The sequence below is a fragment of the Serratia sp. BIGb0163 genome (assembly GCF_024809935.1).
Classification (GTDB): Bacteria; Pseudomonadota; Gammaproteobacteria; order Enterobacterales; family Enterobacteriaceae; genus Serratia; species Serratia quinivorans.
This window is the reverse complement of the sequence record NZ_JANUDZ010000001.1, coordinates 1,552,472-1,576,168: the sequence shown is the minus strand read 5'-3', so window position 1 is coordinate 1,576,168 and position 23,697 is coordinate 1,552,472. Positions and strand designations below refer to the sequence as shown.

General features: G+C 54.4%; 20 protein-coding genes. 9 read left to right on the top strand and 11 right to left on the bottom strand.

From position 1 onward, the window contains the following. The first annotated feature begins 256 nt into the window (after nt 1-256). On the top strand, nt 257-1,231 hold the full coding sequence (gene cysB / locus M2406_RS07500; protein WP_012145383.1) for an HTH-type transcriptional regulator CysB: 975 nt from the start codon (nt 257-259) through the stop codon (nt 1,229-1,231). A gap of 127 nt (nt 1,232-1,358) precedes the next feature. On the opposite strand, the gene M2406_RS07495 is transcribed toward cysB, so the two are convergent. Beyond that, nucleotides 1,359-1,964, bottom strand: a complete 606-nt coding sequence (locus M2406_RS07495; RefSeq protein ID WP_259189516.1) for a hypothetical protein — start codon at nt 1,962-1,964, stop codon at nt 1,359-1,361. Nucleotides 1,965-2,263: 299 nt separating this feature from the next. Continuing rightward, the gene (locus M2406_RS07490) at nt 2,264-3,979 is read right to left on the bottom strand and encodes a hypothetical protein (protein WP_135344242.1); all 1,716 of its coding nucleotides are present in this window, start codon (nt 3,977-3,979) and stop codon (nt 2,264-2,266) included. A gap of 312 nt (nt 3,980-4,291) precedes the next feature. Between M2406_RS07490 and acnA the strand changes: the two genes are divergently transcribed. Next, complete coding sequence (acnA, locus tag M2406_RS07485; RefSeq protein WP_259189511.1) at nt 4,292-6,964, top strand: aconitate hydratase AcnA; 2,673 nt, start codon at nt 4,292-4,294, stop codon at nt 6,962-6,964. Nucleotides 6,965-7,010: 46 nt separating this feature from the next. Here acnA and ribA read toward each other — a convergent pair whose 3' ends face one another. Beyond that, a complete protein-coding gene (gene ribA, locus M2406_RS07480; protein ID WP_012145380.1) occupies nt 7,011-7,604 on the bottom strand; it encodes a GTP cyclohydrolase II in 594 nt (197 codons plus the stop codon). A 277-nt stretch (nt 7,605-7,881) separates the two neighbouring features. Here ribA and pgpB point away from each other — a divergent pair, with 277 nt between their 5' ends. From pgpB to lapB, 3 genes are all read left to right on the top strand, one after another. After that, nucleotides 7,882-8,655, top strand: coding sequence for a phosphatidylglycerophosphatase B (gene pgpB / locus M2406_RS07475; protein WP_115184552.1), 774 nt, complete (start codon nt 7,882-7,884; stop codon nt 8,653-8,655). 461 nt (nt 8,656-9,116) lie between these two features. Beyond that, entirely contained in the window at nt 9,117-9,419 is a 303-nt protein-coding gene (locus M2406_RS07470; protein ID WP_017893019.1) for a LapA family protein, read from the top strand. A gap of 6 nt (nt 9,420-9,425) precedes the next feature. Continuing rightward, nucleotides 9,426-10,595 (top strand): lipopolysaccharide assembly protein LapB, encoded by a 1,170-nt coding sequence (lapB, locus tag M2406_RS07465; protein ID WP_012145377.1) that lies wholly within the window; start codon nt 9,426-9,428, stop codon nt 10,593-10,595. Nucleotides 10,596-10,649: 54 nt separating this feature from the next. On the opposite strand, the gene M2406_RS07460 is transcribed toward lapB, so the two are convergent. Continuing rightward, a complete protein-coding gene (locus M2406_RS07460) occupies nt 10,650-10,946 on the bottom strand; it encodes an Arc family DNA-binding protein (RefSeq protein ID WP_017893017.1) in 297 nt (98 codons plus the stop codon). Between the two features lie 169 nt (nt 10,947-11,115). Next, nucleotides 11,116-11,376 carry a YdgH/BhsA/McbA-like domain containing protein gene (locus M2406_RS07455; protein WP_259189509.1) on the bottom strand — a complete coding sequence of 87 codons (261 nt, stop codon included), beginning with the start codon at nt 11,374-11,376 and terminating at the stop codon, nt 11,116-11,118. A gap of 328 nt (nt 11,377-11,704) precedes the next feature. Between M2406_RS07455 and pyrF the strand changes: the two genes are divergently transcribed. Further along, a complete protein-coding gene (pyrF, locus tag M2406_RS07450; protein WP_017893016.1) occupies nt 11,705-12,433 on the top strand; it encodes an orotidine-5'-phosphate decarboxylase in 729 nt (242 codons plus the stop codon). A gap of 10 nt (nt 12,434-12,443) precedes the next feature. Next, nucleotides 12,444-12,770 carry a stress response translation initiation inhibitor YciH gene (yciH, locus tag M2406_RS07445; protein ID WP_012145373.1) on the top strand — a complete coding sequence of 109 codons (327 nt, stop codon included), beginning with the start codon at nt 12,444-12,446 and terminating at the stop codon, nt 12,768-12,770. Nucleotides 12,771-12,961: 191 nt separating this feature from the next. Here yciH and osmB read toward each other — a convergent pair whose 3' ends face one another. Next, on the bottom strand, nt 12,962-13,180 hold the full coding sequence (gene osmB / locus M2406_RS07440) for an osmotically-inducible lipoprotein OsmB (RefSeq protein ID WP_004945176.1): 219 nt from the start codon (nt 13,178-13,180) through the stop codon (nt 12,962-12,964). A gap of 363 nt (nt 13,181-13,543) precedes the next feature. On the opposite strand from osmB, the gene araD reads away from it, so the two are divergent. Further along, complete coding sequence (gene araD / locus M2406_RS07435) at nt 13,544-14,239, top strand: L-ribulose-5-phosphate 4-epimerase (protein ID WP_112362438.1); 696 nt, start codon at nt 13,544-13,546, stop codon at nt 14,237-14,239. 48 nt (nt 14,240-14,287) lie between these two features. Here araD and M2406_RS07430 read toward each other — a convergent pair whose 3' ends face one another. Genes M2406_RS07430 through M2406_RS07420 form a run of 3 tightly spaced genes read right to left on the bottom strand, consistent with a single transcriptional unit; the run spans nt 14,288 to nt 18,419 of the window. Then, complete coding sequence (locus M2406_RS07430) at nt 14,288-15,034, bottom strand: DNA-binding transcriptional regulator YciT (RefSeq protein WP_259189482.1); 747 nt, start codon at nt 15,032-15,034, stop codon at nt 14,288-14,290. 48 nt (nt 15,035-15,082) lie between these two features. Then, entirely contained in the window at nt 15,083-17,515 is a 2,433-nt protein-coding gene (locus M2406_RS07425) for a formate C-acetyltransferase/glycerol dehydratase family glycyl radical enzyme (protein WP_115184555.1), read from the bottom strand. Between the two features lie 4 nt (nt 17,516-17,519). Next, a complete protein-coding gene (locus M2406_RS07420) occupies nt 17,520-18,419 on the bottom strand; it encodes a glycyl-radical enzyme activating protein (protein ID WP_259189481.1) in 900 nt (299 codons plus the stop codon). Nucleotides 18,420-18,565: 146 nt separating this feature from the next. On the opposite strand from M2406_RS07420, the gene fsa reads away from it, so the two are divergent. Further along, nucleotides 18,566-19,231 carry a fructose-6-phosphate aldolase gene (gene fsa, locus M2406_RS07415; RefSeq protein WP_259189480.1) on the top strand — a complete coding sequence of 222 codons (666 nt, stop codon included), beginning with the start codon at nt 18,566-18,568 and terminating at the stop codon, nt 19,229-19,231. An 82-nt stretch (nt 19,232-19,313) separates the two neighbouring features. Here the strand turns inward: fsa and M2406_RS07410 are convergent, their stop codons facing one another. Next, nucleotides 19,314-21,371, bottom strand: a complete 2,058-nt coding sequence (locus M2406_RS07410; protein ID WP_112362434.1) for a carbon starvation CstA family protein — start codon at nt 21,369-21,371, stop codon at nt 19,314-19,316. Nucleotides 21,372-21,646: 275 nt separating this feature from the next. After that, a complete protein-coding gene (locus tag M2406_RS07405) occupies nt 21,647-23,581 on the bottom strand; it encodes an exoribonuclease II (protein ID WP_153860259.1) in 1,935 nt (644 codons plus the stop codon). Nucleotides 23,582-23,697 lie beyond the last annotated feature (116 nt).

The window sequence follows — 23,697 nt, the reverse complement described above, 5'->3', positions numbered from 1 at the left end:
GGCCTGGGTTTCACCTTGATCGCAATGCAAAATAATCGTTACCACAGTGTGACGTGGATCTATACTTGAAGCTGTAGCGTGATATAGTGGTTATATAAAAAGTTTTTTTATGATTAAAGCTTATTAACAACGGCGGTTTCTTCAGCGTCTGGGTGAAACACGGTGTTTATGGCTTGTTACTTTTCAGCATACCGGGGCGACACCGATATACCTGGCTGCGGCTCAACGCAGTGTTTAACCTAGGATGGTATAAGATATGAAATTGCAGCAGCTTCGTTACATCGTGGAAGTGGTTAACCACAACCTGAATGTCTCCTCGACGGCAGAAGGGCTTTACACTTCACAACCCGGTATCAGCAAGCAGGTGCGGATGCTGGAAGATGAACTGGGCATCCAGATTTTCGCCCGTAGCGGTAAGCACCTGACTCAGGTGACTCCGGCAGGCCTTGAAATTATCCGGATCGCCCGTGAAGTCCTGTCCAAGGTAGATGCCATCAAAGCCGTCGCCGGCGAGCATACCTACCCGGACAAAGGTTCACTGTATGTGGCCACCACTCACACCCAGGCACGTTACGCGCTGCCTAACGTCATTAAAGGCTTCATTGAGCGTTATCCGCGTGTTTCGCTGCATATGCATCAGGGGTCGCCGACGCAAATCGCCGAAGCCGTATCCAAAGGCACCGCAGACTTTGCCATTGCCACTGAAGCGTTGCACCTCTACGACGATTTAATCATGCTGCCGTGCTACCACTGGAATCGCGCGGTGGTAGTAAAACCCGATCATCCATTAGCCGGTAAAAGCCACATCACCATCGAAGAGTTGGCGGCTTACCCGATTGTTACCTATACCTTCGGTTTCACTGGCCGTTCCGAGTTGGATACCGCTTTTAACCGCGCCGGTCTGACGCCACGCATCGTATTCACCGCGACTGACGCCGACGTGATTAAAACTTACGTGCGACTGGGGCTTGGTGTAGGGGTGATTGCCAGCATGGCTGTGGATCCGGTTCAGGATCCCGATCTGGTGACGGTGGATGCGCGTGATATCTTCACTTATAGCACCACCAAAATCGGTTTCCGCCGCAGCACCTTCCTTCGCAGTTATATGTACGATTTCATCCAGCGCTTCGCTCCGCATCTGACGCGCGACGTGGTCGATAGCGCAGTTGCGCTGCGTTCCAACGAAGAGATTGAAGCGATGTTTAAAGACATCAAACTGCCGGAAAAGTAAGCCGTCAGGTTAATGGCTGATAGCAGGAGGGGAACCGACCCCTCCCTGTTTTATCTTTTCAGGTTTGTTCACCCCTGATATCCCCTTTGTACTCCCACAGAACGCTGCCAGTACCGGCATCTATTCGTCAGCTGTTTCTAATTGCCAGTTTCTGCTGCACGGCAAGCAGGGTGCGGCGCCTTATCCAACCGCTGGCCGGGCGAATGGCTCCCCAATAGCAGGCAAAACGCGCTTTTACCTGGGGCGTAGGGCACCAGACGAAGGTTTCCGTACTCAGTATTGCCCATCCGGCATTGTCCTGTGTGACGTTGAAGCGCAACACCAGTTTAGCCGCATCGGGATCGTTGTAATGGTCAAACTCTTCTGCATTGGCCAGATTTGCCACCCCCATGGTTGGGCGCCAGAAACGACCGGCCAATCCAAGAGAAATTTCATTAGTGTTCTGATGCAGCAGGGTAAAAGTGTCGAAACCAAATGCAGCGGCCGGCGTAGTATTTTTGGTGTTGGTGAACCATTGGCGCAGCTTCGTGGGTAACTGACGCAGCATCAGTAACCGACTGATGATAGGGTCCTCGGCCATATCCAGCGCAAGCACCGCCTGAATAATGGCTTCAGGTGTGGCATTAATGGGGGCTGACTGATGTTTTTCATGAAAGCTGAAGGCGGGAATATAGGGCGGCGCGCCTTGCCAGCGCTGACACTCACGTTCACTGACGAATCCCAAAAATGCCACTGCTCGCTCCTGAGTTAAAATATTATTCCGTCATCATCAACAAATATCTGCCGATAGTAGCTTAAATTGTCCAAACATCGGCACTATCGATATAGTAGCTCCATATGCCTGCCATAGATGAATTAATCTCAATCTGGAAATGTGTTGCCCAAGCTGGTTTGGCTGACTTGATGTTCTGTATTGTCGCCCCGACTCAATAAGTTGCGTTCGCCAGACTGATAATGCGGCTTACATCGATACATCTCCATACTCCCCCGGACATATAGGCCGCCCTACGGATAGTGAAGGCGGCCTGCATATCAAACTTCTTTACCCAGAGCGGCTAATTCCGCCACTTTCAATCCTGAGCCGTTAGCACCACTGAATGTACACATCCATCCTGGTGACTGGTTTGCTAACGCCTCTCGTTTTAGAATCATAGTGCCCCTCTGAATGATGCCGCTGACTTCGGCATAGCTGTTATCAACATAAATAATGGCCGGAGACGTTTTGCCGATGCTGATGTTATTGCCAGTGGCCGCAATGGATTCTTGCCCGATCACCACGTTATGCACTGCGCTGCAGTTGGCGCCTGGTAGCGTTAGATCGCCAAAAATATGGCACCCGGCAACGCTGACTCGCTGCGCTGTCGCTCCTGCGATCAAGCTACCGGTAATCTGACTATTGCTAATCTTAAGCCCGCCGGCAGACCCCAATGGCGCGCCAGCCGCAGCTGCGACCGTGACATCACCATTAATCCTGCTATTGGTGACCAAAGTTGAACCCGACATTACCACCGTTCTCAGGTAATTCAGTACGCTGTTGCTGATCTGATAATCCCCCTGAATATTACCTGATATATACAGGCCACTGCAGATGGTGTTATCGAGTTTGATACGGCCATTACCCATGGTGGTGGTATCGTAAGGGTAAATATCGCCTGAAAGTCGGTTACAGCCGTTGATCACCATTTGGGCGTATGGGCCATATGAAATCGCCCGCGTGAAATTGCTAATGCCGCATTCGGTTAACCACACTTCCCCCCCGACCTTGATAAAAGTCCCTAGGGGCCAATGACCTTCGGCCAGACTGCCACCAGGGCGTTCAGCATGGATCCGCGTAAAGTGCATTTGAATGCCGCCACGAACCTCAACGAATGGCGTAACATTGTTCAGTTCGAAAGAACCGTCAAAAAAGCGATTAAAATTGCTTTGGTCGCCAGGGCGGGTGCTCATGATCAGTAGCGGTGGGTAGGCGGTCGCATCCGGGTTAGCGATATCTTCAAGGTTGGTGTAGCTATAACCGTCTTTCAATCGACCAGAGGCAAAGACGGAAACGCGATTGAAGTTGTTATCGAAGGCATTGTCGAGATACAACGCTGAACCTCGGAAGTTTTGTATAGCGACATCCTCCCAAAGGGTGGCAGTGGTGCGGCAATAAACGCCGTGGCAATATGCCCGGCCTTTTTCGTCTTGGGTGGGGTCAACAATACTGGTGCCAATCCCTTGCACCATCAGGCTGCGTAGAGTGAGTTGCTGGAATCCGAAGTTTTCGCCCCAACAATGAATTGCGCCATAGTTGCCGTAGCCGGCGCTTCGCGGAATATTAAAATCGAGTACGGTACCCGAAGCGCCATGTCCGCCTTGTCCTTCCAAAAACCAGTCTTTGCTGTAATCCAGCACTATCGGTTTTTTAAAGTTTAATGTTCCACGTGGGAACACAATTTTGGCTACGTTCCCACTCATAGTCGAAGCATGGCTGAGTAATGCATCCATTGCATTGTCCCAGTTATTATTGGTGGTCTTAAACCAGGCAAGTTGCAGCGTATTGCCGTCTCTAATCAGGCGCCAACGTTTGCCAGCAGTGGTGACAACTACTAATGTGCCGTCATCAGGTGTGTTGTCATCTGCTTTGTAAACATAAAAAAGTACGCGATCGCCAGTGCCGCGTAAAAGAATTACCTGCCCCTCTGATTCTGGTTCTGTAACCCTTAATGCCTCCACGTTGGCAAGGGTGTTGATCTTGGTATCGGCCATATTTTTCTTCCCAGGTTGTGAGATATCGATATGCAAGACAGGGCATCCCCATGGTTTGCACCGGTTGCATGACTTTGCCTGGAAATAGTATCTCCGGAGGAACGGCGTTACATTTTGTACACGTCCTGTCAGGACTCACTAAACACTCCCGGTTAACTTGTTGAGCTAACAGCAGTTCTTTAAGTCGATTACTTCTGCCTATCGTTATGATCAAAACGTGTTGTTATCAAAACGTTACATCATCTTTGTGTTATCTTTAAGTAAGACCTCAGTGATTACCCTGTTTTATGCATAATAAGAAATGGAGGAGCTATGTCGTCCGATCTTCGTGAAACGAGTATGGATAAGCTGGTTGCACTGAATAACGAGTATCGTTATTACAGTCTGCCACTGGCCGCGAGACAGCTGGGTGATATCGACCGGTTGCCAAAATCAATGAAAGTGCTGTTGGAAAACCTGTTACGCCATGTGGATGGCGACACCGTGCAGGTTGACGACCTTAAAGCTATCGTCGGCTGGTTACAGACCGGTCATGCCGACCGCGAGATTGCCTACCGACCGGCTCGCGTACTGATGCAGGACTTTACCGGCGTGCCCGCGGTGGTGGATTTGGCCGCTATGCGTGAAGCGGTGCAGCGATTGGGCGGCAATGTTGACCAGGTCAATCCGTTGTCACCGGTCGATCTGGTGATTGACCACTCGGTCACCGTTGATGAGTTCGGCGATGACGAAGCGTTTGAAGAAAACGTGCGTATCGAAATGGAGCGCAACCACGAGCGCTATACCTTCCTGCGTTGGGGGCAGAAAGCCTTCAACCGCTTCCGCGTAGTGCCGCCGGGTACCGGTATCTGTCACCAGGTTAACCTGGAATATCTTGGCCAAACGGTGTGGCACACCGACGAAAGCGGTCAGCGTATTGCCTACCCGGACACGCTGGTGGGCACCGACTCCCATACCACCATGATCAACGGTCTGGGCATTCTTGGTTGGGGTGTGGGCGGTATTGAAGCCGAAGCGGCGATGCTTGGCCAGCCGGTATCGATGCTGATCCCGGACGTGGTGGGCTTTAAACTCACCGGTAAGCTCAGCGAGGGCATTACCGCTACCGACCTGGTGTTGACCGTCACCCAGATGCTGCGTAAACACGGCGTGGTGGGCAAGTTTGTTGAGTTCTACGGTGACGGCCTGGCGGATCTACCGCTGGCTGACCGAGCGACCATTGCCAACATGTCACCGGAGTTTGGTGCGACCTGTGGCTTCTTCCCGGTGGACGAAGTGACGCTGGGGTATATGAAGCTGAGTGGCCGCAGCGATGAGCAAATCGCGCTGGTGGAAGCCTATGCCAAAGTGCAGGGCATGTGGCGCAATCCTGGCGACGAACCGGTGTTCACCAGTACCCTGGCTCTGGATATGTCGACGGTGGTAGCCAGCCTGGCTGGGCCGAAGCGCCCGCAGGATCGCGTGGCGTTGCCAGATGTGCCCAAGGCTTTCAATGCCGCTACCGAGCTGGAGATCGGCAACCAGCAACGCAAATCCGAATTCAAGCCCTTCACCCTTAATGGGCAGCAGCACGACCTGCATAACGGCGCGGTGGTGATCGCCGCCATTACCTCCTGTACCAACACTTCCAACCCCAGCGTAATGATGGCCGCCGGCTTGCTGGCGAAGAATGCGGTGAAAAAGGGGCTGCGAACCAAACCCTGGGTGAAAACCTCATTGGCGCCGGGATCCAAAGTGGTGACCGACTATTTCGACAGCGCCAAGTTGACGTCCTACCTGGAAGAACTTGGGTTTAACCTGGTGGGTTACGGCTGTACTACCTGTATTGGTAACTCCGGGCCGTTACCTGAGCCTATTGAGCAGGCGATTAAAGAGGGCGATCTGACCGTTGGTGCGGTGTTGTCAGGTAACCGTAACTTCGAAGGCCGTATTCATCCGCTGGTGAAGACCAACTGGCTGGCCTCGCCACCCTTGGTGGTTGCCTATGCACTGGCCGGTAGTATGAAGATTGATCTGACCAACGAGCCGCTGGGTGAAGGCCGTGACGGCCAGCCGGTTTATCTGAAGGATATCTGGCCGAGCAGCCAGGACATTGCCCTGGCAGTCGAGGAAGTGCGTACCGAGATGTTCCATAAGGAATACGGTGCGGTATTTGACGGTGACGCCAACTGGCAGTCGATTCAGGTTGCCGGTTCGGCGACCTATCCATGGCAGGCGGACTCCACCTATATTCGTCATCCGCCGTTCTTCAGCAGCATGAAAGCGCAGCCGGATCCGGTGCAGGACATCAGGGACGCCCGCATTCTGGCGATCCTGGCCGACTCGGTGACTACCGACCATATCTCACCGGCAGGGAACATCAAACGCGACAGCCCGGCAGGCCGCTATCTGAGCGATCACGGCGTTGCGGCGCTGGATTTCAACTCTTACGGCTCGCGCCGTGGTAACCATGAAGTCATGATGCGTGGCACATTTGCCAACATCCGCATCCGTAACGAAATGGTACCGGGGGTTGAAGGGGGTTATACCCGCCATATCCCGTCACAGAATCAGTTATCAATCTACGATGCTGCGATGCAGTATCAGCAGGAGCAGGTACCGCTGGCGGTGATCGCCGGTAAAGAATACGGTTCCGGTTCCAGCCGTGACTGGGCTGCGAAGGGGCCACGACTGTTGGGGGTTCGCGTGGTGATTGCCGAGTCCTTTGAGCGTATTCACCGTTCCAACCTGATTGGTATGGGCATTCTGCCACTGGAGTTCCCGGCAGGTGTGACGCGCAAAACGCTGGGACTGAGTGGTGATGAGCAGATCAGCGTCAGCGGGTTACAAACGCTCAAACCAGGGCAAGTGGTGCCGGTGCTGATCGCTTATGCCGATGGGCGCAAAGAAGTGGTCAATACTCGTTGCCGTATCGATACCGGCAATGAGCTGACCTACTATGAAAATGACGGCATCCTGCACTACGTGATCAGGAAAATGCTGTAATAAAAAGGGCGCCTTTCATGGCGCCCTGATTTTTCCCGCGAGGAAATTACTCTTGGTCCAGTAAATGGCCCATTTTTGCGGCCTTGGTGGCCAGGTAACGCTCGTTCTTCGGGTTGCGACCGACGATCAGTGGCACACGCTCGGTAATGTTAATACCGGCTTCGGTCAGGATCTCGACCTTTTTCGGGTTGTTGGTCAGTAAACGCACCGCATCCACGCCCAGCAGTTTGAACATGTCCGCACACAGGGTGAAATCACGTTCATCCGCAGCAAAACCCAACTGGTGGTTGGCTTCTACCGTATCAGCGCCCTTGTCCTGCAGGGCATAAGCGCGGATCTTGTTCAGCAAACCGATATTACGACCTTCCTGGCGATGGTAGAGCAGAATACCGCGGCCTTCTTCTGCGATATGCTCCAGTGCGGCTTCCAGCTGAAAACCACAGTCGCAGCGCAGGCTGAATAAGGCATCACCGGTCAGACACTCAGAATGTACACGTGAGAGTACCGGTGTTGCGCCAGAAATATCCCCGAACACCAGTGCCAGATGATCGTGCCCGGTCGCCAGTTCTTCGAATCCTACCATCAGGAAATCGCCCCAAGGTGTTGGCAATTTGGCCTCTGCCACCCGTTTAAGCTGCATGTTGCTCTCCACAAATACTTCCGATTCAATCATGGTTGCGCATCCTACTTCCGGGTCAGTTGGCTGACCAGTATTAAATGCACAACGACGATCGGCATTTCGTTAATTATCGGCTATTTTGCCATAACTTCTTGCCCTGAGGTGCTCAGCAAATCAGCATCCGACGCTTTCAGCCAACTATTATTGCGATAGTCCGTTTATCTGTTTAATTTTTCGAGTGTTATCAATATTGCAAGATTGTTACACTGCAAATTGGCTTATGCAAAGGACGATGGGAATGTTTGAGATTGCAAAACGTACGGCAGCAGGTGCAATAGTGCTGTTGCTGATGCCGCTGGCGGTATGGATTTCCGGCTGGCAATGGCAACCGGGTGGCGACGGCAGGCTGTTGAAAGGCCTGTACTGGCTGACTGAAACTGTCACTTCGCCCTGGGGTATCCTTACCAGTATTATTCTTGGCGCCTGGTTTCTGTGGTGCCTGCGTTTTCGTATCAGACCGGCCATTGGGTTGTTGGTGTTGCTCAGCGCGTCGATTCTGATCGGACAGGGCGTGAAGTCCTTTATTAAGGATCGCGTGCAGGAGCCTCGGCCATTTGTGTTGTGGCTGGAGTCGGCCCACCAGATTGATGAAAAGCACTTTTACTCGCTCAAGCGCAAAGAGCGGGGCGCGTTGGTGAAAGAGCAACTGCAGGAGCAAACGCTGGTACCGGTATGGCTACGTGAGCACTGGCAGTTTGAGACCGGCTTTGCGTTCCCTTCAGGCCACACGATGTTTGCCGCCAGTTGGGCGCTACTGGGCGTAGGGTTGTTGTGGCCACGACGGCACTACAAGACCGTAGCGGTCTTGATGGTGTGGGCAATAGGTGTCATGGGCAGCCGTTTGCTGCTGGGCATGCACTGGCCACGGGATCTGGCAGTGGCGACCTTGATCAGCTGGCTGTTGGTGACGATAGCTTGCTGGTTGGCTCAACGCTGGTTTGGCCCTTTGACGCCACCGCCGCAAGAGCAGCAGGAAATTGCGGAAAGAACCTCGGAAGAGAAAATCAGGTGACGCTGTCACTTAATGCGGTGTCGCCATGGCACCGCATTAACCGCTTACATTTCCCGTCATTGTAATTCTTATTAATGCCCCCACATCCTTATTAATCTATTATTTTGAGAAGCTTTCTCATTAATTTGTTCGGGAGCGTCGTTTACTGTCGAATATGCCAGCAGATATGTGGTTTTATCGTGCCGCAGGGTTTCCCTGCCACGATGGGAAATGCTAACTTAAAGGTTAGGGAAGCCACGTATTGGCATATACCCGTCATCTTTCAAGTCGCAGCGTTGTTATCTGCACTAGCTCACCCCAGTTACTTACTTGAGTAAGCGCCTGGGGATGAGCGAGCTGGCCGCCTAGCTGTGCTGTACAGGGATGTACAAATGCCGCGAGCGCATGGACGCGCTAGAGCGGCCAACTTGAAAGCTATAGGGTAGAATTCATCCGATTAACTCGGCATTGCGGGAAAGAATGTGAAATATTTGCTGATTTTTTTGTTGGTTCTGGTGATTTTCGTGATTTCTGTCACGTTGGGCGCGCATAACGATCAGGTTGTGAGTTTTAACTATCTGGTTGCGCAGGGCGACTACCGCGTATCGACCCTGTTGGCGGCGTTGTTTGGCGCCGGTTTTGTTCTTGGCTGGGTCATTTGTGGCCTGTTTTATCTGCGTACCCGCATTGCGTTGGGGCGAGCCGAACGCAAAATCAAAAGGCTGGAACTGCAGCTTGAACAACCTGCTGAATCGGCAGCTCCGTCCGTTGTCAGCAAGGAATAACCTTCTATGTTAGAGCTGCTGTTTCTGTTGTTGCCCGTGGCTGCCGCGTACGGCTGGTACATGGGGCGCAGAAGTGCTCAACAGGACAAACAACAGGAAGCCAACCGTCTGTCGCGTGAGTATGTGGCCGGGGTTAACTTCCTGCTTTCCAACCAGCAGGATAAAGCGGTCGATCTGTTCCTTGATATGTTGAAAGAGGACAGCAACACCGTTGAGGCCCACCTGACGCTGGGTAACCTGTTCCGTTCGCGTGGCGAAGTAGACCGCGCAATCCGCATCCATCAGGCGCTGATGGAAAGCGCTTCCCTGACCTTCGAACAACGCCTTTTGGCCGTGCAACAGCTGGGGCGCGATTATATGGCCGCCGGCATGTACGATCGCGCCGAAGATATGTTCGGCCAGTTAATCGGCGAAGAAGATTTCCGCATTTCCGCGTTGCAGCAACTGTTGGTGATCCACCAGGCAACCAGCGATTGGCAAAAGGCCATCGACGTGGCGGAAAAACTGGTCAAGTTGGGTAAAGATAAACAACGTATCGAGATCGCCCATTTCTACTGCGAACTGGCTTTGCAGGCGATGGGCAGTGACGATCTCGATAAGGCGATGGGCTTGCTGAAAAGAGCGGCCTCGGCAGATAAACAGTGCGCCCGGGTTTCTATAATGGTAGGGCGTATTTATATGGCGCAGGGTGAATACGCCAAGGCGGTTGAATCGCTCACGCGAGTGTTGAACCAGGATAAAGAGCTGGTGAGCGAAACCTTGCCGATGCTGCATGAGTGTTACCAGCATCTGGAGCAGCAACAGGATTGGGCGGACTTCCTCAAGCGCTGTGTTGAAGAAAATACCGGTGCCACCGCTGAGCTGATGCTGGCGGAAATTATTGAGCAGAATGAAGGCCGTGACGTGGTGCAGGTGTATATCAACCGCCAGCTCCAGCGTCACCCGACGATGCGGGTATTCTATCGCCTGATGGATTATCACCTGGCAGATGCGGAAGATGGCCGTGCGAAAGAAAGCCTGTTGCTGCTGCGTGATATGGTCGGCGAACAAATACGTACCAAGCCGCGTTATCGCTGCCATAAATGCGGGTTTACCGCGCACTCGCTGTATTGGCATTGCCCGTCATGCCGGGCCTGGTCATCGGTTAAACCGATTCGTGGGCTGGATGGGCAATAAGCTGCAATAAAAAACGGGGCTAAAATAGCCCCGTTTTTTTATGATGTTAGCGATTTATTTTTTCTTGCCGGCTTTGACGCCGCCTTTCAGCAGTTGACGCAACTTCTTCAATTCTTTCTGGTTCAACGGCTGCTCGATTTCCTCTTCAATCCCCTGATTGTCAATTTCACCGTGATGCAACTCCGCCGATTTTTTAGCGGTTTTGTCCGCCTTGGCCGGTAAGTCGAAGCTATTTTCAAGACGTTGACAGACCTCTGCACTCAGAGAAAGTTGGTTATCGGCAGCAATGGCACGAATTTTTTCTTTGAGTTCCAGAGGGATTTTAATCGTTAGTGTAGATATCTCGCTCATTTTGAAGCCTTTCTGCGGGAAGATTGCCTTCAAGCTAAGCCAGTCGGGAGTGAGAGTCTAGTGTGTAATAAAAATTTAATATTTCTGTAACATTGAGCGGGGGGATAATGAACGATAAGGCGGGAGTATTGAGGTAGAGCCCGGCATGCCGGGCTCTATACCAGAGTGCTTATTTGTAGATGACGGCGGTGCCACTTAGCATGTTATTACCACCGGCAGAGATAATGCGGTAGCTGCTGGCGCCCTGGGCTTCGGCTTTGGCGGCCAGTTTGGCTTCCAGGCTGCTCAGCGTCGTGGCATGGCCTGCAGAGACGACGCCGGATGCGCTCAGGCTGGTGGCCTGCTGTAGGTCTACCGGCTCAGCTGCGAAGGTAGCGAAAGAGGTCATGGCGATAGCGGCGGCTGCTGCAAAATATTTGATGATTTTCATAAGAAACTCCAGTCTGTTTGTTTGGGTTGGAAGCCGTTCGCTTCCGATGTGTTGAATAATAAAGCATCCAGGAAGATTTAAAATCTGATAATGCTGAGCATCTTGTTCAAATTATTTGATTTATAATTTACGCATCTTTACGGCGCTTTACGCAGCCTGGGTTAATGGCAGCGGGGTTATATTGACGCTTGATGACGAACCTGGGCCTAACATTACTTAACCGCAGGGTGCGCTGCGGCTGGGATTTCTGTCGGCTGGCATGTAGAATGCGGCGGTCAGTTTGGCGGGTTGTTACCTGGTTATGTCCATTTTACAGAAGGTAGAAGAAATGAAGTCTGAAAATAACATTAATAACAATGACTTAAAATCATCTCCGATCATTGTTGCGCTTGATTACGCAGATATTGGCGCAGCATTGGCATTTGCCGATCGTATCAGTCCGCAGGACTGCCGGCTAAAAGTGGGCAAGGAAATGTTCACCCTGTTTGGACCACAATTGGTGCGCGACTTGCACGCCCGCGGTTTCGATGTATTCCTGGATTTGAAATTTCACGATATTCCCAACACCACCGCCCGTGCGGTAGCGGCGGCGGCTGAACTAGGCGTGTGGATGGTTAACGTTCACGCCAGCGGCGGTGCGCGGATGATGACCGCAGCCAAAGAGGCGTTGCTGCCTTATGGCGCGCAGGCGCCGTTGTTGATTGCCGTGACCGTGCTTACCAGCATGGAGGCGGAGGATTTGCAGGCTATCGGTATCGACCTCTCTCCGGCCGAGCAGGCGGAACGACTGGCACGTCTGACCCGCGATTGTGGACTGGACGGCGTAGTCTGTTCTGCGCATGAGGCCGAACGCCTGAAAGCGGCCTGTGGCCAGCAGTTCCAGTTGGTGACACCAGGTATCCGTCCGGAAGGCAGCGATGCCGGCGATCAGCGCCGTATTATGACGCCGGTGCAGGCGCAGGCGGCTGGTGTTGACTATATGGTGATTGGACGCCCGATCACCCAATCTGCCGATCCTGCTGCTACATTGAGCGCCATTCGCGCTTCACTGGCCTGAGGAGTTACTGATGAAGGACGATAATAGCCGTCTGGTTTACTCCACCGACAGCGGACGCATCAAGCCGGAAGAGGTTAAGCCACAGCGTGACAAGGGTGACGGCATCGTGCGCATTCAACGCCAGACCAGCGGGCGTAAGGGGAAGGGCGTTTGCCTGATCTCGGGCGTCGATCTGGATGATGCGGCACTGGAAAAACTGGCGGCTGAACTGAAGAAGAAGTGTGGCTGTGGTGGCTCGCTCAAGGATGGTGTGATTGAGATCCAGGGTGATAAGCGCGATTTGCTAAAACAGCTGCTGGAAGCCAAAGGGATGAAGGTCAAACTGGCGGGCGGTTAATCGCCTGGGGGAATTGCCATGCCGCGGTGCAATGCTGCGGCATGGCAGTGGGTGATGCTGCCGGGCGTTAACCCGTTAATGGCAATGATGCCATTGACTAAAAGTAAAACAGACCTGAAATAATCTTTATTATGGTTAATACGTCAAAGCGTAAACGCTTTTGCCAGCCTGTCGGCTAGTGATCGGACAGATTACTTGCCGACCTGATGACCAATGATGCCCCCAACGGCGGCCCCGCCGAGCGTACCCAGTGCGCTACCATCGGTCAACACCGCGCCGCCTACAGCCCCCGCACCGGCACCAATAGCGGTGTTACGGTCACGTTTGGACATGTTGGAACAAGCGCTGAGTGAAAACGCCAGCGTAAGCGCCAGAGCGGCGGTGGCGAAACGTTTATTGATAATCATCATAGTGACTTCTCCTTAGCATTGGCTTATGGGAGTGCCCTATAAGTATAGGCATGAACCCTAAATTCGGCCTGCTATTGGCTCCCAAAGCGTATCGATATAAAAAATGGCATTTTTTGTTAAAGGCAGAACAATTGAAAAGCTAAAAGCGCTCTCTCTGCCAATATCCACTATAAGCCTCTGCCTGACGATAAACAGGTAAATAGTCCTAAAGTCCATTTACCCGCTTTTGGCCGGCCATTTCCTCTGTGCTCCACAGTTCTCGGTTTCCAGCAGAAGGCTACGCGGTCTTTAGCGATTTACGCCATACCCTCTCAGGAGCCGCCTGCCGACAATATTCCCTACAGGCTTAACCGGGAAAGACACATGCTTAACGAACTCAAGCAGCAGGTATTAGAGGCCAACCTGGCCTTGCCACGCCATCATCTGGTGACTTTCACCTGGGGTAACGTCAGTGCTGTCGATCGCCGTGAGGGACTGATGGTGATCAAGCCGTCGGGGGTAGAGTATGCATTGATGACCCGTGACGATATGGTGGTGGTGGAACTGGAAAGCGGCAAAGTGGTGGAAGGGAGTAAAAAGCCGTCATCGGACAGCGATACCCATCGCGTGTTGTACCTGGAGTTTGCCGCTGCCGGGGGGATTGTTCATACTCATTCGCGGCATGCCACCATCTGGGCGCAGGCGGGGCTGGATATTCCTGCCTGGGGCACCACACACGCCGATTATTTTTATGGTGATATTCCCTGTACCCGCCAGATGCACAATGAGGAAATCAATGGCCGCTACGAGTGGGAAACCGGCCGGGTGATCGTCGAAACCTTTGCAGAACGCCAGTTGGATCCGGCGGCGATACCGGCGGTGCTGGTGCATTCGCACGGTCCCTTTACCTGGGGAAAGGATGCGGAAAACGCGGTGCACAATGCGGTGGTACTGGAGGAGATTGCCTACATGGGGATTTTTTCGAGCCAACTGACACCGGGGCTGACGAACATGCAGCAGACGCTATTGGACAAACATTACCTGCGTAAACACGGTAAAAATGCCTATTACGGTCAGTAACCCTCAGGTAGGCCGTCGTGTGACGGCCACCATTTCCCCGCCTGGAGCCTAGTCGTTTACTATATCCAACTGTATTCCCTGGCGTTTTAACTGGTGCTGATAGTCCAGCGACAGCCGGGAATCGGTGATCACCCGATGCACTTTTCCCTGCTGAGTCAGTGGGTTGGGCTGTATTTGACCAAACTTGGACGAGTCGGTCAGGACAATATTCTCTACGCCCTTGGCCAGCACGGCATTAACCACATCGGCGCGCATCATATCGCGACCGGTAAAGCCGGTGTCCGCATGGTAGCCATCAATGCCGATAAACGCCTTGCTGAAATGCACCTGCTGAATACATTGTCGCGTTAACGGCCCGACCACGGTTTCGCTTTTTTTCTGATACAGGCCGCCCAGCACGATCACCTCGCAGTCGGTCGCTTTCAGCAGGTTGGCGATATAGTGGCTGACGGTGATCAGCGTGATGCGCTTGCGTTCGGCAATGTAGCGAGCCAACAGCGCGTTGGCACTGCCGCTTTCGATAAAGATGGTTTCATCGTCGTTAACCAGCGACGCGGCATATTGCGCCAGCTTTTGCTTGAGGGTGAAGTTGGACATCATGCGTGCATCGACGTCGTCACTTTCCAGCGCCAGCGCGGAACCATGCACCCGTTTCAAATAGCTGCGTTTCTCCAGCAGGTTCAAATCCTGACGGATTGTCACCTCAGAAACACCGGTAGCGGCAGCTAAATCGCTGACGCTGATGCGCCGACGATCGTTAACCAATTGCAATATTGTCTGTTGTCTTGAATTCATATCAACCTGATGTGCGGCCACCAAGGTGCGGCCGCTAATATTTGTTGTTTAAATAGTATGTTCTGTTCGCGCAATAATATCATCCTGCGCGTCAGGGGATAATGCGGTAAAGAACGCGGAATATCCAGCAACGCGAACCACTAAATCACGATACTGGTCAGGATGTTGCTTCGCTTCCAGCAGGGTTTCCCGCGACACAATGTTGTACTGTACGTGCCAGCCCAGGTAGGTCTCAAAGAAGGTGCGCAGCATCAACATCAGCTTTTCACGGTCGACCGGGTTTTCCAGCGTGGCCGGGTTGAGTTTCTGGTTCAGCAGCACGCCACCGAGGATTGAAGCGGTAGGCAACTTGGACAGTGAATTGAACACGGCAGTCGGCCCGAGATGGTCGGTACCTGATGCCGGGCTGGCACCTTCCGCCAGCGGCGTATGCGCTTTGCGCCCATCAGGGGTTGCCAGGGTAGCTGCGCCAAAGGGGACGTTAGCCGAAATGGACGAAGTGCCTGCGTAGTAAGTGCCGCCAATCGGGCCACGACCAAAGCGGGTATTGTGGTACTGCGCGAGTTCGTCAATGTAGCTTTGATAAGCGCGTACCAGCAATTGGTCGACCTCATCCACGTCATTGCCGTATTTTGGCGCGGCGTTGAGCAACCGCTGACGTAACTGCTCGCCGCTCAGCCCGTCAAAGTCATTGGCCAGCGCTGCCGCCAACTGCTGCTGGCCGATCGCACCCTGTTCGAACACCAGTTTACGCACTGCCGCCAGGCTGTTGCCCAGGTTGGCGATACCGACCTGCAGGCCCGAAACCCAGTCGTATTTTGCACCGCCTTGCTTAATGCTTTTACCGCGTTCGATGCAGTCGTCCACCAGCGCTGAACACAGGATGTCATGAGCATTTTCTTCCAGCACGCTATCGACCACGCACTCAATTTCAATCGACTTACGGGTGTAGTAGCGGATCTGGCTGTCCCAGGCACCCAGCACCTGGTCGAAATGGCTGAAGTTGCCCCGCGACAACGCCAACTCCTGGGGCAAGAAGACCTTGCCGGAGGTGGCATCACGACCTTGCTCCAGTGCTGCCAGCAATACTCGGGCGAAGTTGATAAAACTCATGCCGGTGCAGCGATAACCCCATTTTCCGCCGACGGCGGTTTCGATGCAGCCGATCGCCGCATAATCATAGGCATCCTGAGGTTCCACGCCCAGCTTGATAAACTCCGGAATCACTATCTCATCGTTGTTGAAGGCCGGCATGCCAAACCCACAGCGGATCACCTGCACGCAGGCATCGAGAAAGTCGCTGCTCATCCCGGCATGGTAACGAACGCTGAGGTTGGGTTGGGTCGAACGCAGGCGGCCGCAGGACTCCAGAATGGTATAGGACAAAGGGTTCACCGCGTCGCGGGGTGAGCCATCGACCAGCTGTTGTCCGCCGATAGTGACGTTCTGATACAGCGGGCTGCCTGCCGAGGCTTTGGAGTGCGAGCCGGAACGGATCTTGTTGATCTCCAAAAGTTTCAGCCAGCAGCTGTGCAGCATTTCAATCGCACGCTCACGTGGCAGAGTCTGCTCCAGCTCGACATCGCGGCGATACCAGGGGTACAGATATTGGTCGAGACGGCCAAAGGACACCGAATGGCCGTTGGATTCAATTTGTAGCGTTAACTGAATGAAGTAACACAGTTGCAGCGCCTGCCAGAAGGTCTGCGGTGGGCGGTGGGCGATCAACTCGCAGTTTTCCGCGATGGCCTGCAGCTCTTCACTCCGCCAGTGGCGGCTTTCCGCCTGTGCCATGCTGCGGGCCAGTTCGGCAAAGCGCAGGATATGGGCGCTCAGTGCCTCCAGGGTCAGGTCGATAGCCTTCAGGAATTGTTCCTGCTGTAACTCTTGCCAGTCGGTGAGGTGAATGCGGCTGCGGCGCTCGTCCACCTTGTCGCGTAGTCCGTCGAGGCCTTTTTCCAACAGCAGTGGGAAATTCACCGCCAGGTGGGCATCTCCCGAAGTCATATTGCCTTCGGCCTTGATGATGCCGGTGGCCAGCAGCGCCCGTTGTTCATCGGTGAACATGCCGTAGCAGCGGTCTTGTACCGTCTGGCCACGCCACCACGGGCATATTCGGTGCAGGATGGCCTTATTCTCTTCGCTGATGGAAAAACCGGCACCCGGACGGTCGGCCAACTGGTCAATCTCGTCTTCGATCCAACTGACGGTATATTCCGGGAAGATCGGCGCGGCGCGTAATTCGCTGGCCTGGTTGCCGATAATCAGCTCATCGTTGTCGATTCTCAGGGTACGTTTGGCCAGATGATTAGCTAATGCCAGCGCCCGACGCACCGGTAAGGGTTTGTCCAGGTGTTGCTGATAGGCTTCGGTATAGTGTTGTGCGCGTTCGGTGCAAACCGGCGGTTTGACGATATGGATCAACGCGTTCTTGTGGGCCAGGGTGCGTGCGGTCAGGGTGGTCAGGTCCAGCGTGGTCATGATGTTATCCTCGCAAAATAGCGGTCAGCCCTTTGGTGTTGGCGTACTGCTCGGCATAGGCCAGCAGTTCGGGCGCATCCAGTGGGGTACGGGCAGCGTGATAGGGTTCGCCGAGCAGGTGGTATTTGTTGATGCCCAGTGTGTGGTATGGCAAAAAATGAATCTCTTTGGCGCCGGCTTCATCGGCGGCGAAATCGACAATCGCACGGACAGAGTGGCGATCGGCGTTAAACTCCGGGATCAGTGGTACGCGCACAATAGTTTGGGTACCGCGCTCGGCCAGCCGACGAAAATTGTCCATCACTCGTTTGGCGGAGCCGCCGGTCCACTGTTTGAAGCGCCGTTCATCGACGTGTTTCAGATCCGCCAGCATCAGGTCAAGCCAGGGCAGTGACGGGGCGATGTATGACCAGGGGGTATGCAGACAAGACTCCACCGCGGTATGAATACCGGCCTCACGACTGCGGCGCAGCAGTTCAGCCGCCACGGTCGGTTGCATAAAGGGTTCACCGCCGGACAGCGTCAGCCCACCGCCGGTGCGCAAATAAAAGGGTCTGTCGCGCAGAACCTCGGCCATGATATCGTCGATATTTATCGCGCTGCCGCACAGGCTGAGCGCGCCGGTTGGGCAACGGGCAGCCAATGCGGCATAATCTTCGTGGCTGAGTAAATCGCGCTGGATCACCAGGCTATCGTCTATCCGCCGGACAGCCTGCGTATTGTCTTCGATACACAGCGTGCAGCCGCCAAGACACAGGCGTGGGTCGAACAACAGGTCTGCCTTTCGCGCCCGGCTTTCCGGGTTCTGGCACCAGAGGCAACCAAGCGAGCATCCCTTTAGAAACACTACGCTGCGAATGCCTGGGCCATCATGGGTGGAATAACGCTGCAGATTGAAAATCACGAGTCACCTGTCATTCGGTTGCTTTGCTGCTTTCATTAAAGTTGTTTCGAATGAAAGTTGATTTGATTTCGATCAAATATAAACCTATTGCATGTCCTACTATGTTCAGAGTTTGAATTCGCCCACAGAAGATTCAGGAGTCCGTAATGGAGCTTTATCTCGATACCGCTGATGTGAACGCCGTGAAACGCCTGGCGCGCATCCTTCCGTTGCATGGTGTGACCACTAATCCAAGTATTGTGGCCAAAGAGGGGAAACCGATTTGGGAGGTGCTTCCGGCGCTGCGCGATGCGCTGGGAGGCACCGGTAAGCTGTTTGCTCAGGTGATGGCCAACGATGCCGAACTTATGGTGGCAGAAGCGGCGCTGCTTCATCAGCGAGTGCCAGGGCTGGTGGTGAAGGTACCGGCGACCGCGGAAGGGCTGGCAGCAATCAAGAAACTCAAAGCGATGTCGATCCCTACGCTGGGGACGGCGGTCTACGGCGCGGGTCAGGGATTGCTGGCGGCGCTGGCCGGGGCAGAGTATGTCGCCCCTTACATTAACCGTTTGGATGCGCAGGGCGGTGACGGCATTAAGATGGTGCAGGAGCTGCAGCAGTTGCTGACGCTGCATGCACCAGGCGCCAGAGTGCTGGCCGCCAGTTTTAAAACGCCGCGTCAGGCACTGGAATGTTTACTGGCAGGTTGCCAGGCCATCACCTTGCCGGTCGACGTTGCCGAACAGTTTCTTGCCGCACCTGCGGTACAGGCGGCGGTAGAGAAATTCGAACAGGATTGGCAGGGGGCCTTTGGGACTAATTTATTGAACTGAGTTGTAAACAAAGAAAAGGGCACTGACCAAGTGCCCGGTTGTTTAGAAGCAGGGGCGCTGCATGCCGCGCCCAATCGCAGGTTTACCCATTCTCACGCAGGACGATCGGTGACTCCTGAGCGGTAGGCTGGCTGGAGTTCAACGCACGGCGGATCACAAAGAAGGCGGAGACCAGCATGGTTACCGCCACCAGCATAAAGAAAGCACAGAGCGCGGCGTTAATCTGGTTGCTGAACACGATGGTTTCCATATCCTTTAACGTCTTGGCCGGTGCGATTAACGTACCTTGCTCAATACCGGTAGAGAATTTCTTCGCCTGTGCCAGGAAGCCGATACTCGGTTTTTCATGGAAGATCTTCTGCCAGCCGGCGGTCATTGAGGTGATAAACAACCAGACGGTGGGCAGGATAGTTACCCATGCGTAGCGCTGTTTTTTCATTTTGAACAGCACCACGGTACCGAGGATCAGCGCCATCGACGCCAGCATCTGGTTACCGATACCGAACAGCGGCCACAGGGTATTGATGCCACCGAGCGGATCGACCACCCCCTGATAGACAAAGAACCCCCAGCCTGCGACTGCCACCGTAGTCCCCGCCAGATTACCGAACCACGAACGGTTGTTGGCCAGCCGTGGGATCGCCACGCCAACCAAATCCTGTACCATAAAGCGACAGGCGCGGGTGCCGGCATCGACGGCGGTCAGAATAAACAGGGCCTCGAACAAAATGGCGAAGTGATACCAAAACGCCATCATCGCGCGGCTGTTAAATACCTCGGTAATGATGTGCGCCATACCTACCGCAAAGGTCGGTGCGCCACCGGCACGGGACAGAATCGAGTGCTCCCCGACGTCTTTGGCAATCATCGTCAGGGTTTCCGGGGTGATCATAAAGCCCCAGCTGTTAATCACCTGCGAGGCATTTTCCACCGTGGTGCCGATCAGCGCCGCCGGTGAGTTCATGGCGAAGTAAACGCCCGGATCGATGACCGAGGCGCAGATCAGCGCCATGATGGCCACGAAGGACTCCATCAACATGGCACCGTAGCCGATAAAGCGGATATGGCTTTCACGCTCCACCAGTTTCGGTGTCGTGCCGCTGGACACCAGCGCATGGAAACCGGAAATCGAGCCGCAGGCGATGGTAATAAATAGGAACGGGAACAGCGATCCGGCGAACACCGGGCCGCTACCGTCGATAAAGCGCGATACCGCCGGCATTTTCATTTCCGGCATGGCGAAGACAATGCCAACCGCCAGCCCGATAATGACGCCAATCTTCATAAAGGTGGACAGATAGTCACGCGGTGCCAACAGCAACCACACCGGCAGCACCGAGGCGACAAAGCCGTAGACGACCAGTACCCAGGTCAGCGTAGTGCCGTGCAGCGTGAAGAACGGGCCCCAGTAGGGGTCTTGCGCCACATTACCGCCGTAAATAATCGCCAGCAGCATCAGGGCAAAACCCACCACCGAAATTTCGGCGATTTTACCCGGCCGGATAAAGCGCATATACACGCCCATAAACAGTGCGATAGGAATGGTGGCGGCGATAGTGAACAGGCCCCATGGGCTGTCGGCCAGCGCTTTTACCACCACCAGCGCCAGCGCAGACAGAATGATAATCATCACCCCCAGCGCACCCAGCATGGTGATCACCCCGGCGAAAGCCCCCAGTTCCTGCTTGGCCATTTCACCCAGCGAACGGCCATCGCGGCGAGTGGAGATAAACAGGATCAGGAAGTCCTGCACGGCACCGGCCAACATCACCCCAACCAGGATCCAGATGGTGCCGGGCAGAAAGCCCATTTGTGCTGCCAGGATCGGGCCAACCAACGGCCCGGCACCGGCGATGGCGGCAAAATGGTGACCAAACAACACCCATTTGTTGGTGGGCACATAGTCCAGCCCGTCGTTGCGACGTTCTGCCGGCGTCTTGCGGCGATCGTCGAGCTCAAATACTTTCTTGGCAATAAACAGGCTGTAGAAGCGGTAAGCGATGCTGTAGCAGGCGACCGCCGCGACGACTAGCCAAACCGCATTGACATGCTCCCCACGGCTTAGCGCCAGCATGGCGAAGGCAAATGCGCCCACCAACGCCACCGCCAGCCAGATGATCCCGGACTTGACGTTTTTCATGATCAACAACTCCTAGGTGCGCAGAAATAAAAAAAGAAGCTCTTATTGGCGAATGGATACAAATTAAAAGTAGGAGTTTTGTGCGTGAAGAACAGCAAGTCGGATGAGAAATGTGAAGCAGGTTGAGTAATGACGTAAAAACAATGTGATGGGTGTGCGGCCAGGCTTACCTGGCTGTGGCGCAATAGCGGGGACGCTGCTGCTTGAGTGACGAAAAAAAACACCGGAGGTTAACCCGTCCGGTGTTTGTCTGGCGTGCGATTAATCTCGCGAGGTTAGGCCGCCGGTCTGGCGATTACGCTGCGGGTTTCCATGCGCACTTCGGCGATGGTGACCTGCAGATTATCCCCCTGGCGATAGACGACTTCGCCTTTGATCTGAACCGTGCCGGTCTCCTGGCTGCAGACCATTTCATCACGCACCGCGTGAATAAATGGAGCCGGGATAAAGGCCACTGCGCCGTTGTCCAGCAGGCGTACACGCAGGCCGCCGCGGGTCACGTCGATGATCTCGGCATTGAAGCGCTCATCGGTACCGGCTTTATCTTTCAGGTAGCGAGCGTACAACCAGTCACCCACGTCGCGCTCCGCCATGCGGTTCAGACGACGGCGTTCTGCCAGTTGGACGGTGACTTCATCCTGAGGTTTTTCGGCGGACTGTTCGGCGATAATGGCTTTCAGCAGACGGTGGTTAACCATATCGCCGTATTTACGGATCGGTGAGGTCCAGGTGGCGTAGGCTTCCAGCCCCAGGCCATAATGCGGGCCCGGTGTGGTGCTGATCTCGGCATAGGTCTGGGAACGACGGATGCGGCTGTCGAGGAACTGGGTCGGCTGTGAATCCAGGTGACGGCGCAGTTCGCAGAACCCTTCCAGCGTCAGCAATTTCTCGGCATCGGCTTCCACGCCGTTGGCCTGCAGCACGGTAACCGCCTGCTCAACCAGCAGCGGATCGAAACCGGTATGCACGTTGTAAATGCCGAAGCCGAGACGGTCGCGCAGCACGATAGCGGCGCAAACGTTGGAAGCAATCATGCACTCTTCAACGATACGGTTGGCCGTGCGGCGCTGCTCGGTGACGATCTCCAGCACTTCGCCTTTTTCGCCCAGAACAAAGCGGTAGTCAGGGCGATCCTTAAATACCAGAGCGTGCTGGTGGCGCCAGGAATTACGCACATCGCACACACGCTTGAGCAGGGTGATTTGCTGTGCAATGTCGTCACTTGGCGGTTGCCAGCCGGCAATGCCTTCCAGCCAGTCGGACACTTCGTCATAAACCAGTTTGGCTTTTGACTCGATCTCGGCGGCGAAGAAGCGAATGTCGTCAGCCAGGGCGCCGTCGGCACCGATGGTCACGCGGCAGGCCAATACCGGACGGCGTTGGTTCGGACGCAGTGAACACAGATTGTCTGACAGATCGCGTGGCAACATAGGGATGTTGAAGCCCGGCAGGTAGTTGGTGAAGGCGCGCTTGCGGGCGATTTCATCCAATGGGCTACCTTGCTCGACGTAGGCGGTCGGATCGGCAATGGCGATGGTCAATTGCAGTGAGCCGTCACCGTTGTCCTGTACGAACAACGCATCGTCCATATCTTCGGTGCTGGCACTGTCGATGGTGACAAAATTCAGCGCAGTCAGGTCTTCACGCGGCAGTGAAGCATCCGGCTCGCTGATGGCGATCATCTCCGGAGCTTCTTTTTCCAGATTATGACGGGCCAGCGTGACCCACCATGGCGCCAGGTGGTCTTCACCATCGGTAATGAATTGGGTCAGATCGGCATTGAAACCGCGGTCGCCTTTCAGCGGGTGGCGACACATTTCTGCCACCGCCCAGTCACCGGCCTGGAAATTGTGGTTCAGGCCACGCACGGGACGACACTGAATCGCGTCTTTCAGCAACGGATGATCGGGCACGATTGACAAGCGGTCATCGCGCTTTTGCACTCGGCCAACAAAGCGCGACAGGAATGGCTCGATCAGAGTTTCCGGCTCGGCGATTTCGCGCTCTTTCTCGGTATGCAGAGTCGCGCTCACCCGGTCGCCGTGCATGACTTTCTTCATGTACGGTGGCGGAATGAAATAGCTTTTTTGACCGTCTACTTCAAGAAAGCCAAAGCCTTTCTCAGTCCCTTTTACTACGCCTTCAACGCGCGGGGTCTGAGAGTGAAGTTGCTGTTTAAGCTGCGCCAGCAGCGGGTTATCTTGAAACATATCGTCCAGTGAATGGGTTGTGAGTGGCAAGATTTGCGGCTGACAGTTTTACGCGAATCACCCGCTGCGGGCAAGCCTAACGTCACGGTTTTACCGCGTTAGCGCGTGATTATAGA

Excerpts from the sequence above, each read along its gene's own strand:
- cysB (WP_012145383.1), top strand. The coding sequence starts at position 257 with ATGAAATTGCAGCAGCTTCGTTACATCGTGGAAGTGGTTAACCACAAC.
- M2406_RS07490 (WP_135344242.1), bottom strand. The coding sequence starts at position 3,979 with ATGGCCGATACCAAGATCAACACCCTTGCCAACGTGGAGGCATTAAGG.
- acnA (WP_259189511.1), top strand. The coding sequence starts at position 4,292 with ATGTCGTCCGATCTTCGTGAAACGAGTATGGATAAGCTGGTTGCACTG.
- ribA (WP_012145380.1), bottom strand. The coding sequence starts at position 7,604 with ATGCAGCTTAAACGGGTGGCAGAGGCCAAATTGCCAACACCTTGGGGC.
- pgpB (WP_115184552.1), top strand. The coding sequence starts at position 7,882 with ATGTTTGAGATTGCAAAACGTACGGCAGCAGGTGCAATAGTGCTGTTG.
- lapB (WP_012145377.1), top strand. The coding sequence starts at position 9,426 with ATGTTAGAGCTGCTGTTTCTGTTGTTGCCCGTGGCTGCCGCGTACGGC.
- M2406_RS07460 (WP_017893017.1), bottom strand. The coding sequence starts at position 10,946 with ATGAGCGAGATATCTACACTAACGATTAAAATCCCTCTGGAACTCAAA.
- M2406_RS07455 (WP_259189509.1), bottom strand. The coding sequence starts at position 11,376 with ATGAAAATCATCAAATATTTTGCAGCAGCCGCCGCTATCGCCATGACC.
- pyrF (WP_017893016.1), top strand. The coding sequence starts at position 11,705 with ATGAAGTCTGAAAATAACATTAATAACAATGACTTAAAATCATCTCCG.
- yciH (WP_012145373.1), top strand. The coding sequence starts at position 12,444 with ATGAAGGACGATAATAGCCGTCTGGTTTACTCCACCGACAGCGGACGC.
- osmB (WP_004945176.1), bottom strand. The coding sequence starts at position 13,180 with ATGATGATTATCAATAAACGTTTCGCCACCGCCGCTCTGGCGCTTACG.
- araD (WP_112362438.1), top strand. The coding sequence starts at position 13,544 with ATGCTTAACGAACTCAAGCAGCAGGTATTAGAGGCCAACCTGGCCTTG.
- M2406_RS07430 (WP_259189482.1), bottom strand. The coding sequence starts at position 15,034 with ATGAATTCAAGACAACAGACAATATTGCAATTGGTTAACGATCGTCGG.
- M2406_RS07425 (WP_115184555.1), bottom strand. The coding sequence starts at position 17,515 with ATGACCACGCTGGACCTGACCACCCTGACCGCACGCACCCTGGCCCAC.
- fsa (WP_259189480.1), top strand. The coding sequence starts at position 18,566 with ATGGAGCTTTATCTCGATACCGCTGATGTGAACGCCGTGAAACGCCTG.
- M2406_RS07410 (WP_112362434.1), bottom strand. The coding sequence starts at position 21,371 with ATGAAAAACGTCAAGTCCGGGATCATCTGGCTGGCGGTGGCGTTGGTG.
- M2406_RS07405 (WP_153860259.1), bottom strand. The coding sequence starts at position 23,581 with ATGTTTCAAGATAACCCGCTGCTGGCGCAGCTTAAACAGCAACTTCAC.